The sequence below is a fragment of the Vibrio sp. AH4 genome (assembly GCF_030710545.1).
Lineage (GTDB): Bacteria > Pseudomonadota > Gammaproteobacteria > Enterobacterales > Vibrionaceae > Vibrio > Vibrio metoecus.
Genome location: NZ_JALAIV010000003.1, coordinates 536,628 through 554,405, shown reverse-complemented (window position 1 = coordinate 554,405; position 17,778 = coordinate 536,628). Strand labels below are relative to the sequence as shown.

Sequence of the window (17,778 nt, the reverse complement as noted above, 5' to 3'; positions counted from 1 at the left end):
AGACATCACCGTGGAAAAACAAAACTTTGTTGTGCTCAAAAACATCTGCAAACGCTTTGGTAGCAATACCGTGATTGGCAACTTAGATCTTGAGATCAAAAAAGGCAGCTTAGTCACGCTACTTGGCCCTTCCGGTTGCGGGAAAACCACCGTTTTGCGTTTGGTTGCCGGCTTAGAGAAACCGACCAGCGGGCAGATTTTCATTGATGGTGAAGACGTCACCGAACGTTCCATCCAACAACGCGATATCTGTATGGTGTTTCAGTCTTACGCCCTATTCCCACACATGTCTCTGTACGAAAACGTGGCTTATGGCTTAAAGATGCTCAAATTGCCGAGTGAAGAAGTGCGTCAGCGAGTTGATGAGGCACTCAAAATTGTTGATCTCGAAGGAATGGGTGAACGCTATGTTGACCAGATTTCCGGCGGTCAGCAGCAGCGAGTTGCCCTCGCCCGCGCTTTAGTGCTCAAACCTAAAGTGCTGTTGTTTGATGAGCCATTGAGTAACTTAGATGCCAACTTGCGCCGCAGCATGCGTGAAACCATTCGCGAACTGCAACAGCGTTTTGATATTACCTCGCTCTACGTGACGCACGATCAGGCAGAAGCCTTCGCGGTATCAGATACCGTTATCGTGATGAAACAAGGCGATATTATGCAAATTGGCACGCCACAAGAGTTGTATAAAGCGCCTAAGTCGATGTTTATGGCAAACTTTATGGGTGAAGCCAACATGTTCCAAGGCCATTTTGACGGGCAGCAGATCCACATTAATGGCTATGCGATTGATGCCGATCTTGAAGTGACGCGGGATAAGCCTACCGGCGAATATCAAATTGGTGTCCGGCCAGAAGCCATTACCTTACATACGCAAGGCAGCGAAAGCCAAGCCTGCCAAATCCTTAAATCCGCGTATATGGGTTCAATGTATGAAGTGACCGTAAAATGGCACGCTCAAGAGCTCCTATTACAGCTCAATTCCACGCAGTTTAATCACGCGTTAACTCAGCACGCGTATTTGGTCTTTAACCCTCGCGGCCTATTTTTGCTGCCCTATGCCGAATAGTGATAATACGTTGAGTCTCTCTCGACATTTAAACTCAAGTACAAGCAAGAATAACGCCACCCTAAGGTGGCGTTACTTTTAAGCTTCTTGGATGGGTAATACCTGTTTTACATACTCACCCGGTGCACTGTACAACACCGGATAGTCGGCATTGCCTAATGGATAAGGTTCGACTTTGCTGCCATCTGCAAAACCGTTTAACCACTCATTCCAATGCACCCACCATGAACCTTCTCGGTGCTGAGCCGTTTCCAGCCAATCTTCCGCAGAATCATCCAAGGTGTCGTTAACCCAGTATCCATACTTACGTTTGTCAGGATGGTTAACGATTCCCGCAATATGCCCAGATTCACCCAGTACAAAGGTTTTGTTACCCCCCGTACGTAATGCGCCGCGGTAAGTGCCTTGCCACAGAGCGATGTGATCTTCCTTGGTGGAAATGAAATAACTCGGCACTTTGATTTTATCTAAATCAATCCAGACGCCACCGACTTTCACGCCCTTGTCCTGAACCAACTTGTTCTCAAGATAGAGCTCTCGTAACAAGAAGTTATGACAAGCACCTGCCACGTTAGTGCTGTCGCTATTCCAGTACAGAAGGTCAAAATCAACCGGACTCTGCCCTTTCAGGTAGTTGTCCACGTAGTAATTCCAGTACAGGCTATTTTCACGTAGCAAACTGAATGTCACGCTGAGTGAGCGTCCATCCATATAGCCTTTGGCATTATTTTGCAGCTCAATGGCTCGAATAATGGTGTCGTTGATGTAGGCTCCCACTTCTCCCGGTTGAGAGAAATCCAGCAAGGTGGTGAAAAAGCTCGCGGTTTTGATGCGTTTTTTCATGCGTTTAGCCGCGTAGTAAGCGATGGTTGTCGCTAATACTGTTCCGCCAATGCAGTAACCTGCCGCGTTGATCTGCTCTTGCCCGGTGATCGACTCAATCGCATTCACCGCTTTGACAACGCCTTCGAGCACATAATCTTCAAAATTGAGTTGGGCTTGCGCCGCTCCCGGATTACGCCATGAGATCATAAACACAGAGTGACCTTGCTCGACTAGCCAGCGCACCATGGAGTTTTTCTCACGCAAATCAAGAATGTAGTATTTGTTGATAAAAGGCGGAACAATCAACAGCGGCGTTACTGCCACTTGCTCCGTCAGGGGTTTGTATTGAATGAGCTCAAACACTTCATTTTTGAACACCACCTCGCCCGGCGTGTTGGCAACATCTTCGCCAAGACGGAAAGCATTATTGTTGGTCATGCGAATTTTGAGAATATCGGCACTGGACGTGACATCCTCTTTCAGTTGCTCAAGACCCGCAATCAGGTTCTCACCATTTTTCTCTAGAGTTAGGCGCAGCAACTCTGGGTTCGTCGCAATGAAATTGCTCGGAGAGAGCGCATTGATCATCTGGCGTGAGAAGAACAAAATCCGCTCTTTGGATTTCTCATCGAGGCCTTCAATAGCGTTGATGGTATCGAGGTAAGTTTTACTAAATAGCAGATAGGATTGTTTGATGAAGTTGAAGAAAGGGTCTTGCTGCCATGCTTCATGGCTAAAACGCTTGTCTCCTTTTTCCGCTTCCATGATGGATTGAACTTTGGACTCTAGCACCACTTTTTGCCAAATCTGGAGTTGCTGCTCCCACCATTGGGTTTGCAATTTTAACAAGGCAGCCGGTTGGTTGGCAGCTTGCTCAAAGAACTTGAGAGAGTCTTCCAGATTGACTTCTTGCATCGCTTTATTGAGTGGGGAATTGACGGCCGCTTTGCTCTGTTCAACCTCTTTCCACCAACGTTGATTCACTTGTTGTAATTGGACAAGGTAGTCCGTAAAGGCATGTTGGAACATACACTTACTCCTTAAAACAGAAAAAAGCGCCGCCCGAAGGCGGCGCGAAATACAGTGTTACGCAGGGGTCACTGTCTTAAGGTTTTCAGAGGCAAGTTTTTCTACATCTTCTTTAAACTCTTTTGCGATGTTTTGCAGTTTTTTGCTGTCATCCATCATTTGCTGAGAGAGCTTGTTCAGTACGCCCAACTGTTGAGAGTTGAACGAGGTTAAGGAAGTCACATCTTTGATCTCACTGGCCGCTTTCATTTGCGCCAAACCCAGATCGCTGTATGTGCGGATAGCATTCAGTTGTAGCTCAGTCAGCACTTCAACATTCTTGGTCACCAGTTTGTTGAACTTGATATACGGTTCGAAGTTTTTCTCTGTCTGATCGCTGAATGTTTTAAAAAATTCCGTGTACATACGTTATCTCCTAATGAATGATTTTTAAATTAAACAGTTTTAATCACGATCGCGGTGCCCATGCCACCACCAACGCACAATGAAGCAACACCATATTTTTGATGGCGACGCTGTAATTCATGAAGCAAAGAAACCAAGATACGATTACCCGATGCGCCTAATGGATGCCCTAAGGCAATCGCTCCACCATTCACATTGGCTTTATCTAAAATCGCTTCTGATTTGATTGAATGCTGATCCGCAAGCCCATGCACAACACCAAGCGCTTGTGCAGCAAAGGCTTCGTTAAGCTCAAACAGATCAATATTCTCGATAGATAATTCAGCCTTCGCCAACGCTTGAGTCACAGCACTGACGGGGCCTAATCCCATAATTTGAGGATCTAAACCTGTCTGCGCGTAACTGATGACCTCTGCGATAGGTGTTAAGCCAAACTCTTGTACCGCACTTTCACTGGCAACAATCACCGCACTTGCACCATCATTAATACCTGAGGCGTTGCCCGCCGTGACCGTACCTTGTGCATCAAATGCGGCTCTCAACCCTTGCAGTGCCGCCAAAGTAGTATTGGGTTTAGGGTATTCATCCGTATCAAAGACCACTGTTTCACGACGTTTTTTCACCGAGATAGGTACAATTTCTCGCTTAAAATGTCCCGCTTCAATAGCGGCCGTCGCTTTCATTTGGCTCGCCAACGCAAATTCATCCTGCGCTTCACGTGAGATGGTGAATTGCTTAGCTACGTTTTCTGCCGTTACCCCCATGTGGTATTGGTTAAAAACATCGGTCAAACCGTCATGGATGAGCAGATCTTTTATTTCAAATGCCCCCATTTTGTGGCCATCACGCAGACTGGCTGGCGTCGCAAATGGAATCTGAGACATCACTTCAACGCCTGCGGCTACTACCACAGCGGCATCTCTAGCTTTGATGTGTGAAACCGCATCCATCACCGATTTCATCCCACTGCCGCACACCATATTGATGCTGTAGGCTGGAACCGATTGTGGTATGCCTGCTGCCAACGCAGCTTGACGGCCAACACCCATGCCTTGTCCAGCACTGATGACATTGCCAACAATCACTTCATCAACGGCTTCAGGTTTGACTTGTGCGGCTACAAGAGCCGCTTGGATGACTTGCCCCGCCAAAGTCCCTGCAGAACAATCTTTGAGTGAACCACCAAAAGCCCCGATTGCTGAGCGCTTGGCGCCCACAATATAGATTTTTTCCATGCATCCTCCTGCTTTAGCGCATATATAAGCCGCCGTTCACCGACAAGGTTTCCCCTGTGATATAGGCGGCTGCATCACTGGCTAAATAACTGACGGCGCTGGCTATTTCTTCCGGCTTAGCTAAGCGTTTCATCGGAACTTGGTCAACAATCGATTGCAAAACCTCAGCACGCATTTGCTCAACCATTGGGGTAAGCGTGTAGCCGGGAGCGATGACATTCACAGTCACACCATAGCGTGCGCCTTCTGCTGCAAGCGCCTTAGAGAAACCGATCATCCCCGCTTTGGCAGCCGAGTAATTGGTTTGACCAAATTGACCTTTTAAGCCGTTGACTGAGGAGATATTGATAATGCGGCCAGATCCTTTCTCGCACATGGCAGCAAACAAAGGCTGAGAAACATTAAATACACTGTTGAGATTCGTCTCTATGACTTCTTTCCACGCTTGAGGCGACATTTTTTTAAATACACTGTCACGCGTAATGCCTGCGTTATTGACGATGACATCAATGGTGCCTTCTTCTTGAAGCAATTTTGCTAAGCGCTCTGCACACTCTTCGGTGTTGGTAACATCCAACTCCAAAAGCCGGACTTGATCCTCGGTAAATTGCTTTTCATTAAACCAATCTAACGCACACTGATGATTACCCGTGTAATAAGTGGCAATCACCCGATAACCTTCACTGACCAACTGGGTTGAAATAGCAGAACCTATCCCGCCTTTCGATCCTGTGATCAAAGCGATTTTTCTCATTAAAGACTCCATTCTCAACAGCAAATTTATATATCTTTACTACAAGTGTGATTCATCAATTTCCCATCATCACAGTAGTAAATCGTTTGGTTAACGTTTTGAAGAATATTTTCACCAACAAGTTATCATTCATGATCAGATATTTATCAAACAATCAATTAGAGAGACCATTACTATTTCCTTGTCATCATTAAAGCTAATCCCTGTTTATGACAATTCCAATTCACTTGGATGTATTTTCTAAATAGATTGATCTAGCTCTACCTTCTGATGAAATGAAAATAAATTGTTAAATAAATAAATGATGATGAAATTTAAGAGATTTTTATTGAGGTGACAGAATGAAAAAATCACAGATCCATTACAAATCATACAGTTAAAAATATTTATTTTGTTACATGTGAACCCATAAGTCTGCCACAGCACCAATATGATACTTTTGATAAATAGTTAAAATAATCAATATAACGAGAACAAAGAATGACAATTCAGTCATTAATAATTTTAACCATACGAATAAGTGAACAGAAGGATTTATATTAAAAGTCACAGGTCTAGCTACTGGAATAATCAGTTCACTGATAGTTTATTTTTAAAAAACAGAATTAAATGAGTTAACTTATTATTTGGTAGATAATAAAAAAGCCAGTATAAACTGGCTTTTTTATCGCTTAAATAAAGATTATGGTGCGGCATCTAACTCTACAGGGAGATAATGCTTCGGCTCTAAACCTAACCATTCTGGTAATACTGTACCAATAGAAATCGAAGACCAAGTTCCTGAAATAACCCCAATAAACATTGCAATCGCAAAGCCTTGTAATGGTGCACCACCCATCAACCATAGTGCTGAAATGGTCATCAAGGTTGTCCCTGATGTCACCATAGTTCGTGAGAAGGTAGCAATGATAGCTTGGTCATTAATCTCTGCCGTAGGTGTTTGTTGTTTCGCTAACAACAGTTCACGAATTCGATCGGCGATGATGATCGAGTCATTCAATGAGTAACCGAGCACAGCCAAGACCGCAGCAAACACCGTCAAATTAAATTCCATTTGGGTGATGGCAAAGAATCCGAGTACCAGTACCACATCATGCAACAGAGCCAATAAAGCCCCACTTGCCAAACGCCATTCGAAGCGAAAGCTCAAATAACCCAGGATAGACAAGAGACAGATCAATAATGCTAAGCCGCCCTGATCGACTAATTCTTGCCCAACCTGTGAACCAACCATACTATTGCTGACAATCTGTACTTGATCCGAGATCTGATGCAGTTCTGCGGCAATATCAACTGGTGTAGAGTTTTCTGTAGGCAATGGATAACGAATCACCCAGCGTCCATCTTCTCCTGAAGGGGTAACGGAAACGGATTCTCCTAACGTCGGTTGTAACTTTTCAAGCAGCTGAACTTTACTGACGGAACGATTAATCGTCGCTTCTGTAACCATTCCTCCCGTAAAATCGAGCCCCATGTTTAGGCCTTTAATCGCAAAAGCACCTAACGAGATCACCATCAATAACAGAGAAATGATGCCCGTGACATAACGAATTGGACGAATTCGAGATTTTAAGTATTCAACCATGATTAGACCCTTACATCACGACGCGTATCGCGTCCCCAGACCAAATTAATTAACGCTCGTGAAGCAAACACCCCACTGAACATACTGGTGAGTAGGCCTAAGCCTAACGTCAGTGCAAAGCCCTGAATTGGGCCATTACCAATCGAATACAAAATCACCGCGGTGATCATGGTTGTGACGTTGGCATCCAAGATGGTACTGAAAGCGCTATCAAACCCCGTGTCAATCGCTTGCGCGAAATTACGTCCTTCTCCGAGTTTGTCTCGGATCCTTTCAAAAATCAGTACGTTAGTATCTACCGCCATACCTACGGTTAATACCAAGCCCGCGATCCCCGGCAAAGTCAGCACTGCACCGGGTAACAGCGCGATAAGCCCTAATAAGCAGGCCATGTTGATCAACAAAGCAACATTGGCCACCCAACCTAAACGACGATACCAAAGCGCCATGAAGGTTAATGTCATGGCCATCCCCAACGCTAATGCAGCAAAGCCATTAGCAATGTTCTCTTCACCCAAAGAAGCACCAATGGTGCGCTCCTCAACAATCGTGACAGGTGCCGTCAATGAACCCGCACGCAATAGCAATGCTAGTTGCTGTGCTTCTTCCATAGATCCAGCACCCGTAATTCGAAACTGGCTACCTAATTGAGATTGAATAGTCGCCACGCTGATCACTTTTTCGCTGCGAACCGTTTCGCCACGAGCGTTGGTTTTATACTCGCGATACACGGTCGCCATGGGTTTACCAATGTGTTTACCGGAAAAATCACTCATGATTTTGCCGCCTGCGTGATCCAGTGAAATATTCACCTCTGACATCCCCATGTTGTCCACCCCCGCACGAGCGTTGACAATGTGCTCGCCACTCAGCACAGGGCGTTTGGCCAGAATCACAGGTCGTCCACTGCCATCAGCTAGAATTAAATCATCGAAACTGCGAGCATCCGTTGCAGATTTGGCTTCATAGAACGCCAAACTGGCAGTCGCACCAATCACATTCTTAGCTTGTGATGGATCTTGCACCCCAGGAAGTTCAATACGAATCGCATGTTCGCCTTGGCGCTGAACGAGAGCCTCAGTAATACCCAGTTCTTCAATCCGATCCCGCATAATTTTTAAGTTTTGCTGAATGGTGGCGGTTTGAAATTCCGTTTTATTTTGCTGTGAAGGCTGAACCTGTAAATGATCCGAGCCCTGACGGATATCCCAACCACGATAGTTTTCTTGCAAGTATTTGCGTACATGATTCAAAGCTTGTGGCTGTTCGGCTTTTACCTCAAAACCATCATTACCAAATGCCGCAATTGAAACGCCGCGTAAACGCTCGGTACGCAGTGAATCCTTCACGGCATCGATCATGCTCTCTCGCTGTTCTTGAAAGGCTTTGTCCACATCGACATTCAATAAAAATTGCACGCCACCACGTAAATCCAACCCTAATTTTATTGGAGAAAAACCCAAATTATCTAGCCACTTAGGTGCTACCGACACATAGGAGTATGTGATGGAATCTCCTTCTTTCACTAGCGAATCCAGTACATTTCTCGCTTGTGATTGCTGGCTCTCATTGGCAAACACCAAGGTTGTTTTATCACCCTGCTGAGTGATCTCATCAGCGGAAAGATTCTGCTTATTTAAGATCTGAGCCAGTTCCGGCACATTACGCAAAACACTGGCGGCATCTTTGGTTTGCAGTTGGATTGAGGGTTGCTCACCATACCAAGTTGGAATTGCACTTAACGTTAGAATGATGATGGTGATGATTAACACCACATATTTCCATGCAGAATAGTGGTTAATCAGGCGCTTTGTAGCCTGTTTTTGTTCTCTTTTTTTCATAGTTTCCCTCTCAGCCTAAACTGAGTTATTCAACAAGTGACAATGTCACACTAAATTTTGAATATGGAACTATGAATACTGGCTGTTAAGAGCAACATACATCGCATTACTCTCTTTCCAGCCTGCGAGTCTGTGAGTAGAAGTGAAAAAGTCGTAGCTTCGATTCGAATAACGGATCGCGATAAACAGAGGTCGACTGACAGCGCCTAATTGAGGTTCATCGGCGTCAAAATCGAAAGGAATATCAGAACCAAAACCAGTGAGTACACGTTGAGTTGGTGCACTACGAGAGTGGTTCAAAATGGCATAGGAGCGATGAGTGATATGTGATTGTGAGCTCGGTATCGCAGGAGGCGATGCCGAATCTAACAACCAATCATGATTAATCGTCTGACCTTGAGAAAGAGGGAAGTCAAGGCTTGGTAGCACCGAGCGTTCATTATCCAGCGCACAAGCCATCACTTGCGAAGGTAGTACCATCGCAAGCAGAGCAAACCAACACTGTATAAGGACACGCCAGAACATGATCAAAGCTCTAACTTACATCAACAAGCCTGCAGTGTAGGCCGATGCCTGCTTTTGCTCAAGAGAAAAAATGTGATCTAACGATAGAAAATTTTCCCCGTATCCGCATTTAGATAAATTTTATTCGCCTGACTCAAGCCCCCACAATAAATAAAATACACGGGTTGCTTTTCAAATGTCACCGAGCGAACCCACCCTCTCAGTTCTTCAAAATCTTTGGGAGAACAAGTGCCTTCCTTGAGTAAGGTATCGGTTGTTTTAAGAAATATGTCTTGGTAGAGCAAAAAGTCATCCGAACCTTCAATATATCCCTTGAGGGTTTTTGTCCGCTCCTCGGGCGTAATCACTGGCGGTTCAACGACTAATCCATCTAAGGGGATCCACTCTGCAACTTCAGGCCCTCCATCTTGATAAACGTAATAATCGGAAATACGCCCCCACCCTGCTTTCTTTTCCAGTAAGTGAACTTTATCACCTCGATATAGCTGTTTATCGACATCAGGATACACATTCGCATCCGGCTGTTCTCGAATGCCTAGCGTCGTAGCATCAACATAAAAGTCCATGACTTCAGGCTTAGCTTCAGCAGCTGGAGTGGGTGCTGTAGGTTCGGTTGCCGGTGCTATTTCCGCGGCAGCATTAGCTTTCGCCGCTTCTGCATCCATTTGTGGTTTGAGGTAAAACAAATAGTACCCCCCACCTGCACACCCCAATCCAATCAATAACACGAGTAGCATTAGTATTTTTTTCATTTACCCTCGCTCGTGAAATCCATAAAAACGCAACTTGCTCAGCAAGAAAATGCGACAGATTTTACTTTTCATATCAATATAGCGGGATAAATGCACAAAACTTAACCAAAACTCACAGAGTGGAGGATCTTTTTTGAAGTGGGAGCACAATTCTGTATGCATTGACGGCTTGAGTAACGCCCACTCAAGCTTATCCATGCTGTCAATCACTGAAACTGATAAACAAGATTTACAATGTAAATGTTGTACATCGCTTATTTAGCGGGGGATATTGAACTCGATCGTTTTATTCAACCACTCGAACTATGATCGAGTGCACGAAGTGAAGTTTTGGAAGCGAAATCTCATTAAAATCACTATATAGTATGCACTTAAATACTTATAAACAGAATTATGTACACGTCAGCTCGAAAATACCTTATTCAATTCTCCATTGTTGCCTTTGTGCTCGGGTTTATTCCTTCACTGTATTTCATACATGAAGCCAGTAAGCTTGAGACACAAGCCGTCAGCCGCGTAGAAAAGCAGACACGCTTACAACTTGAATTTAGTCAGCATGATTTATTACAAATGCTGAAAAAAGCACATCAATCCACAGAAGTCTTAGCAAGAAGTGACACCTTACTCTCCGCCGCCAAAGGGTTGAATACGACTACACTCCATCAGTTAAAAACGCTGTGGGATGTCACCTTGCAATCTCAAGACATTTTTTCCTCATTCCAGTTGCTTGACCTTCAAGGACGCGAGCAACTTCGAGCTATTTATGATGGAAAAAAGGTAACGTTTGTCGAATCCGCGCAAACCACCGATGCCTTTAGCCAAGCGATTGTCGCTAAATATGCCAACCTTCCAACCAACCAAGTGTGGGCAAGCGGTTTAGCCATCAACCCCGGAGACCCATCGGGAGCTTTGCCTACCTTTCGTTTTGTTACTCGTACCGAACAGCATGGCCAATCGCTAGGTTACCTTACCGTGACCGTGAAATTACAGTCGCTTTATCAGCGACTCTCATTTATCTATGACCAGTTCGATTCTCCCGACATTCTAAATTTAGCGGGGGAGTTATTACTGAGCGAATCAAGAACGGATAGCAAGTCTCACTTTAGTTTTCCCAACCAACATCCGGGTCTATGGCAGAAAGTGTTAATCAACCAACAAGGATTCGCTCTGTCTAACCAAACTTGGTTTAGTTACGCGCAAGTTGACCTTAGTTCTGTACTGCCTGACGCGAAACCGTTGGTATTGGTGCTGCGCGTCAACCAAAAAGAGATAGAAAATACTTATGCCAATGCGCAATGGTCCTTATTGAGCCAAGCGGTAACCGTATTATCGTTACTCACCATCATTGCAGCAGGATTCGCCGCATGGAATATCAACCATCTCAAAAATAGCCTCGACAGCAAACTGGCTCGCGCGGCGATGGATGGTATGTCGGCCGTAGTTGTCACCGACCGTAGTAACCGGATCATCAAAGTGAATCATGAATTTACTCGGCTTAGTGGCTATACCTTTGAAGAGGTCAAAGGTAAACAACCTTCTATTTTTGCTTCCGGCTTACATCGAACGGAGTTCTACATGCAGATGTGGAAAGCACTGCAAGACAATGGCGTATGGGAAGGTGAAGTCATTAACAAACGCAAAGATGGGGAGAGTATTACCGAGATTTTACGTATTCAAAGTATCCGTGATGAAAACGATGTGATTCAGTTTTACGTTGCCTCTTTCGTGGATATTTCTCACCGCAAAGCGTTGGAAAATCGCCTCCGAGAATTGAGTGAAAAAGATGCCTTAACCGATTTATGGAACCGACGTAAATTCGATCAAGCGATCCATTTAGAATGTGCCAAGATCCGCCGTTACCCTGACATAGCTCAAGCTTGCTTAGCGATTGTGGATATCGATCATTTTAAAATGATTAACGATAAATTAGGGCATAGTGAGGGTGACCATGTTCTGCGGAGTGTCGCGAATGGGATACAAGAACAGTTGCGTGAGTCTGATTTTGTGGCTCGCATTGGTGGAGAAGAGTTTGCCATTATCTTCCCGCATACCTCAGTAGAAGAAGCGGAGCGCGTGCTCAATCGCGTTCGCCTGTACATCGCTTCCATTCATCAACAAAAAGTGACACTCAGCGGTGGCGTAACCGATCTCTGTTCCATTCCCGATCAAAGTTATAAACGTGCTGACCTTGCATTGTATGAGTCAAAATCCTCCGGTCGTAACCAAATCGCTGTACTCACTGCCGCGGAAATGCATCACTTTGCCTGATGTAAAATTTTACAAAGTTCGAGAATTACTACGAGCTATCTCACAGCTTGTGTATGTTCATATATTAACTTTGCCGTTGTATTACAAAGCGTTTATCTAACCTCTCTATCCTGTACTACGCTTGATATATTTGTTTCAGCTCACATTTTGCGCAGGGGTTGTACCCTAAAGCAGCGTACAAATATCTTCAGGGAGATAAATCATGCAGGACTCTTTAGCTGTCATACTGGCTGGAGGAATGGGATCGCGCCTTTCCCCACTTACGGATGACAGAGCCAAACCCGCCGTGCCTTTTGGCGGAAAATATCGGATTATTGATTTCACATTAACCAATTGCTTGCACTCGGGGCTGCGCCGAATCTTAGTTCTCACCCAATACAAATCTCATTCGTTGCACAAACATCTGCGAAATGGTTGGTCTATTTTCAACCCTGAATTGGGTGAGTTCATTACTGTCGTCCCACCACAAATGCGCAAAGGTGGTAAATGGTACGAAGGTACCGCCGATGCACTATTCCACAACATGTGGTTACTGGCACGCAGTGATGCCAAGTACGTCGTCGTTCTATCGGGTGATCACATCTATCGCATGGACTATGCTGCCATGCTCGAAGAGCATATTGAGAAAAATGCCACTCTCACCATCGCCTGCATGGAGGTGGCTCGCCATGAGGCTTCCGCTTTTGGTGTGATGGCGATTGATGATCAATCACGCATCACATGTTTTGTTGAGAAACCCAGTGATCCACCCTGCATTCCGCACAAGCCAGATCGCAGTTTGGCTTCGATGGGGATCTATATTTTTAATATGGACGTGCTTAAAAAAGCCCTTAAGGAAGATTCGGAGATCGAACAATCTAGCCACGACTTTGGTAAAGATGTGATCCCGAAACTCATCGAAACCGGCAGCGTGTTTGCTTACGCGTTTTGCTCGGGTAAAGGCCGAGTTGCTCGTGATTGCTACTGGCGTGATGTGGGTACCATCGACTCTTTTTATGACGCCAATATGGATTTATTACAGCCCGTGCCACCGATGAATCTGTATCAGAAAAACTGGGCTATTCGCACCTACGAACAACAATACCCACCGGCAAGAACCGTTTCCTCAGCCACGGGGAATGAAGGGATTTTTATTAACTCGATCATTGCTAACGGTGTTATCAACTCTGGCGGTTCAGTGCAGCATTCGATTATTTCTTCCAACGTACGCATTAATGATTCTGCATTGATTGTGGATAGCATTCTGTTTGATGATGTTGAGGTAGGTGAAGGCAGTAAACTGGTTCACTGCATTATCGATAAACACGTAAAAATCCCGCCCAATACTGAGATTGGGTTGAACCCGAGTGAAGACAGTAAACGCTTCCATATTTCAGAACGTGGTGTGGTTGTGGTTCCCGAAAGTTATCAGTTTTTCTGTGAGCTCATTTAAATACGGTGATGTGCTTTCTGCGCACTATGTGTGAACCCCGTGAGTAAAAAATATCCTCCGGCATAGCCGGAGGTTTTTCATATGCGCCTATAAGGCTTTCTTACAAGCAGCACCCTAACAGGCGCATTACGATCTGACATTTGCATATGACGATTAATTACGGCCCGTAAACGGGCTTCCTGCATATGGGATCGACAATTGCTCTCCCATTTTATCCTGCTCCAACTGATGCTTTATGTAGTTCTGTATCTTGGTCGTATTTTTACCAACCGTATCTACATAATACCCTCGGCACCAAAATTCCCGATTCCGATATTTAAATTTCAAATCTCCGAATCGTTCATAAAGCATTAGGCTACTTTTACCTTTCAAGTATCCCATAAAAGCTGAAACGCTCATTTTCGGCGGAATTTCTAAAAGCATGTGGATATGATCCGAACAGCACTCTGCTTCAAGAATGTTCACATTTTTCCATTCACATAGTTTCCTCAATATTTCTCCCACTGCTCTACGTTTTTCTCCGTAGAACACCTGACGTCGATATTTCGGTGCAAAGACTATGTGGTATTTACAGTTCCAGCGCGTGTGCGCTAAGCTCTTTTCGTCCCCCATTGGGACCCCCTTTCAATTTCTGTTTAACTCTCGCAGTTGCCAGACCGCAAGAGTGTTTTAACAAATTGAAAGGGGCTTTATAACTGACTTATAGCTGAAAGCTTTACGGAACCCCCAGCCTAGCTGGGGGTTTTCTCTATACAATAAGAAACCCCGCTTAGCGGGGTTTCTTGACTTAATGAAGCAATCTCTTCAATTCTAAGGACAAGTCACTTCAGTCCAGAACCAATTGGATTGAGTGGGTGATTCCCAAACACCTGGATTATTCTTTGCAACAAAGCATTTTCCATTGAAAATCACGGTATCACCGCTTTTCACTTGTGTAGAGCCAGCAACCCACTGAATAACACTCCCAGTGGAGCCACCAGTATTGCCTCCTGTATTACCGCCCGTATTGCCACCAGTATTCCCTCCAGTAGAAAGATCCGCTTTTGGTAAATCAGGCTGTTCAAAAGCAAAGGCGTAATCCACGTTATTGATCTTCACGCTGTAGTTGGCAGGGCCAGAAATTGGCAAGTAATACACCATATCCAACTCATAGGTTGCACCCGCTGGAAGTGACTTCCAAGAAGGCAGAGTGAACGCCACACGATGCATGGTTCCCTCTAATCCACCAATGTTGTTGGCTTTGCTGTGGCCAGAAGCGATCACTTTCAAACCCGCACCAGACTGGTCCTTCGCGTTATCAGGAGCCGAAACAGGAATGTCAAACTGGAACTCTGTTCCTCCGGGCAGTTCTACGCCCGTATTGTTCGTGAACGTAATTTTAGGGTTAATCGGATAGTTCTGATCGCCCACTTTGAAACCGCCCACTTTCACCGCAATATTCACCGCTTCTGTTGGGGTTGCACCTGTAGCCACTTTATTACCATACGGTGTCGCAGCCTTGAACTTGTCGTAGATAGCTTTGGTCATGGTGTTACCCATGTGGTACTCACCTTTGCCTGTCGCACACGCTTGCTCAGTTGGGTCGACTGACGTGCGTTTGCCGTTAGCATCGAGGTTGTAACAACTATAATCCCCCGCCAGTTCCCAGAACATGATACCGCCAATCTCTTTGTCGATAACATAATCCGCTTTGACATCGATAGACTGTTTATCCTCGGTCGACAAGAACACTTTCTTCTCTGCATTCCACAACCATGGTGCTACGGCAACACTGTCATAATGGCGAGTATACGTTCCAATCAGCGGTGTCGTAGTAGGGTCAAGTTGGTATGCCGCTGCGTATGAACCCCAAATGCCTTTTTCTAGGTTCTTCGCATGCCACATAGGGTTAGAACCGGCGCCCATTTCATCACCAGCGGCATTCACATCATGCCACATGTTGTCGATACCACTCGCACCATAACCACAGTTATTTTTCTCACCCTCTCCGGTTCCTGGTGGGCATTGATTTTGATTCGGTAGCGCGGCTCGTCCCCACAGGCCATTGTCTCCGCCCGTAACACCTTGCCAACCACGGGTATAGTAAGGAACACCAATGTTGATGCGACCTGCTGGCATTGAGCCGCGGAAGTAGTGGTAAGCCCAGTCGGTATTTAGGTAGCCAATACCACTATACTCTGCCGTGCCATACACATTCCACATCGCTAACTCGGAGTCTTTACCGGTATCATACAAGGCGGCATTATGACCAACATGATCATTCCACGCGCCATGCAAGTCATACGACATGATGTTGACGTAATCGAGATATTTAGTCACATCAAAGGTTTCCATGCCACGCAGTAGGTAACCAGAAGATGGTGCGGCGATCGTCAACATGTAATGATGACCATCTTGAGCTGAAGCTCGATCGAGTTTCTCACGTAGAACACGCATCAGTTCTTGATAAGAAGCCCACAAATACGCACGACGTGGTTCCATCTGCGCTTTGTCATCTGGGTTACCGGCTCCCGCCATTGACGTTGGGTACTCGTAATCGATATCCACACCATCAAACTGGTACTTGCGGATCATCTCGACTGCGGATGTCGCAAACTTTTCAATACCGGCATAGTTAATGGAGCCGTCTGCATTGGTGGTCATTGAATAGAAACCACCGTCTGCCACACGATTACCATTGTTATCAAAATGGCCACCCGTTTCAGCCCAACCGCCAATCGAAATTAATGTTTTTACATCGTATTTCTTCTTATACGTCGCTAAAGCGCCAAAATGACCTTTAAAGCCTAGTGTTGGATCAATCTCCACTCCCGGCCACTCTTTACCAACCGCGGCGTTGTTTGGATCGTTCACATCCCCGACATTCACTTTGCCATCAGAACCAATGCTGACAAACGCATAGTTAATGTGAGTCAATTGCTCCCAAGGAATATCTTTTACCAGATAGGCGGTTTGATCGTCATCTCCTGAACGCCAACTGGTGAAGTAACCAATCACACGACGAGGATGATCGGCACCCATTTTCTCACGGCCTGCTTCATCATAAACAGTGCAATACGGTACTTGAACACCTTCGGTTTGATACAAACCATCAGGACGGCAGCTTGCCACAGGAGCAACGCCATTAACGACTAAAGTTGTCAGTGCAGAATCGGTGGTTGCCCCTAAATTGTCGGTGGTACGCGCATAAACGGCCAGTGAACCTGCTTTGGTTGTCGTGTAATTGAGTGTGTAAGGCGCTTTAGCCGATGTGCCAACCAAAGTTCCACCCACATAGAAATCGACCTTATCAACAGAGCCATCGGCATCCGCAGCATTCGCGGTAAGGGTCACTACTGCGCCAACATCCACAGTAGCCGCAGACAGTGTAATGGAAACGGTTGGAGCTTGGTTAGCCGGGCCGGAAGCCTCTTTTACCGTTACGGTTACCGCATTTTTGACACTCACCGCGCCCTTGTCATCAAAGGCTATTGCACTGAATTCATGTGCACCTTTAGTGGCTGTCCAATTCGTGGTGTAAGGAGCTTTGTTCACTTGCGCGACAAGCACACCATCGATAGAAAACTCAACACGAGCGACAGAACCGTCGGCATCCGCTGCATTCGCCGCCAAGCTCACTACCTCACCCTCAGTGATCTGTGCAGTGGCAAGCGGAGAGGTTAGGTTTACGGTTGGAGCTTGGTTAGTACCGCCGGATGTCGAACAAGAATCCACCCGTTTCCACTGAGCGTAGTTACCAGAAAACTTTTCTGGGTCGTTATTTTGTGTCCAGTAGTTGGCTTGATAAGCATTGCCCTTGTACTGAACCTTCGCGCCACCAGTATAGACAGCAGATGATTGCCATTCTGGTAGTGCTGAACAATCTACTGCGGCGTAGCTATTAAACGCCATCAAACACGAGGCGGTTAAGGTACTGAGAGTAAAAATTCTCTTCACGCCCGTTCCATCGTTAATACGCATTTTTATGTTTCCCTTAAGTTATTGTTTCACTAATTAAATAAAACCACGTCGACATGGGTTCACTTAAATTCTTGCGTAAAACAACTTTAGAATAGCGGGAT

13 protein-coding genes are annotated in these 17,778 nt (G+C 45.5%); 3 read left to right on the top strand and 10 right to left on the bottom strand.

Features of this window, described 5'->3' with window-relative positions:
* The first annotated feature begins 10 nt into the window (after positions 1 to 10).
* Positions 11 to 1,066 carry a ferric ABC transporter ATP-binding protein gene (fbpC, locus tag MKA69_RS15530; protein WP_305848436.1) on the top strand — a complete coding sequence of 352 codons (1,056 nt, stop codon included), beginning with the start codon at positions 11 to 13 and terminating at the stop codon, positions 1,064 to 1,066.
* 78 nt (positions 1,067 to 1,144) lie between these two features.
* Here fbpC and MKA69_RS15525 read toward each other — a convergent pair whose 3' ends face one another.
* The 8 genes from MKA69_RS15525 to MKA69_RS15490 all read right to left on the bottom strand — a co-directional run bounded on the left by MKA69_RS15525 (position 1,145) and on the right by MKA69_RS15490 (position 10,002).
* The gene (locus tag MKA69_RS15525; RefSeq protein WP_305848435.1) at positions 1,145 to 2,920 is read right to left on the bottom strand and encodes a class I poly(R)-hydroxyalkanoic acid synthase; all 1,776 of its coding nucleotides are present in this window, start codon (positions 2,918 to 2,920) and stop codon (positions 1,145 to 1,147) included.
* Positions 2,921 to 2,977: 57 nt separating this feature from the next.
* Positions 2,978 to 3,325 carry a phasin family protein gene (locus MKA69_RS15520; protein ID WP_055029499.1) on the bottom strand — a complete coding sequence of 116 codons (348 nt, stop codon included), beginning with the start codon at positions 3,323 to 3,325 and terminating at the stop codon, positions 2,978 to 2,980.
* A 29-nt stretch (positions 3,326 to 3,354) separates the two neighbouring features.
* Entirely contained in the window at positions 3,355 to 4,560 is a 1,206-nt protein-coding gene (locus tag MKA69_RS15515; RefSeq protein ID WP_305848434.1) for an acetyl-CoA C-acetyltransferase, read from the bottom strand.
* Between the two features lie 13 nt (positions 4,561 to 4,573).
* A complete protein-coding gene (locus MKA69_RS15510; protein WP_055029497.1) occupies positions 4,574 to 5,314 on the bottom strand; it encodes an SDR family oxidoreductase in 741 nt (246 codons plus the stop codon).
* Positions 5,315 to 5,996: 682 nt separating this feature from the next.
* Entirely contained in the window at positions 5,997 to 6,899 is a 903-nt protein-coding gene (gene secF, locus MKA69_RS15505) for a protein translocase subunit SecF (protein WP_095474705.1), read from the bottom strand.
* A gap of 2 nt (positions 6,900 to 6,901) precedes the next feature.
* Entirely contained in the window at positions 6,902 to 8,740 is a 1,839-nt protein-coding gene (secD, locus tag MKA69_RS15500) for a protein translocase subunit SecD (RefSeq protein ID WP_158119324.1), read from the bottom strand.
* Positions 8,741 to 8,809: 69 nt separating this feature from the next.
* On the bottom strand, positions 8,810 to 9,265 hold the full coding sequence (locus tag MKA69_RS15495) for a hypothetical protein (protein WP_000498901.1): 456 nt from the start codon (positions 9,263 to 9,265) through the stop codon (positions 8,810 to 8,812).
* 77 nt (positions 9,266 to 9,342) lie between these two features.
* Positions 9,343 to 10,002: a hypothetical protein gene (locus tag MKA69_RS15490; protein WP_162231935.1), complete on the bottom strand. Its 660-nt coding sequence runs from the start codon at positions 10,000 to 10,002 to the stop codon at positions 9,343 to 9,345.
* Positions 10,003 to 10,410: 408 nt separating this feature from the next.
* Here MKA69_RS15490 and MKA69_RS15485 point away from each other — a divergent pair, with 408 nt between their 5' ends.
* The gene (locus MKA69_RS15485; RefSeq protein WP_305848433.1) at positions 10,411 to 12,285 is read left to right on the top strand and encodes a sensor domain-containing diguanylate cyclase; all 1,875 of its coding nucleotides are present in this window, start codon (positions 10,411 to 10,413) and stop codon (positions 12,283 to 12,285) included.
* Between the two features lie 202 nt (positions 12,286 to 12,487).
* A complete protein-coding gene (gene glgC / locus MKA69_RS15480) occupies positions 12,488 to 13,717 on the top strand; it encodes a glucose-1-phosphate adenylyltransferase (protein WP_095475847.1) in 1,230 nt (409 codons plus the stop codon).
* A 153-nt stretch (positions 13,718 to 13,870) separates the two neighbouring features.
* On the opposite strand, the gene tnpA is transcribed toward glgC, so the two are convergent.
* The gene (gene tnpA / locus MKA69_RS15475; protein ID WP_055027481.1) at positions 13,871 to 14,329 is read right to left on the bottom strand and encodes an IS200/IS605 family transposase; all 459 of its coding nucleotides are present in this window, start codon (positions 14,327 to 14,329) and stop codon (positions 13,871 to 13,873) included.
* A 198-nt stretch (positions 14,330 to 14,527) separates the two neighbouring features.
* Positions 14,528 to 17,677, bottom strand: coding sequence for a chitinase C-terminal domain-containing protein (locus MKA69_RS15470; protein ID WP_305848432.1), 3,150 nt, complete (start codon positions 17,675 to 17,677; stop codon positions 14,528 to 14,530).
* Positions 17,678 to 17,778 lie beyond the last annotated feature (101 nt).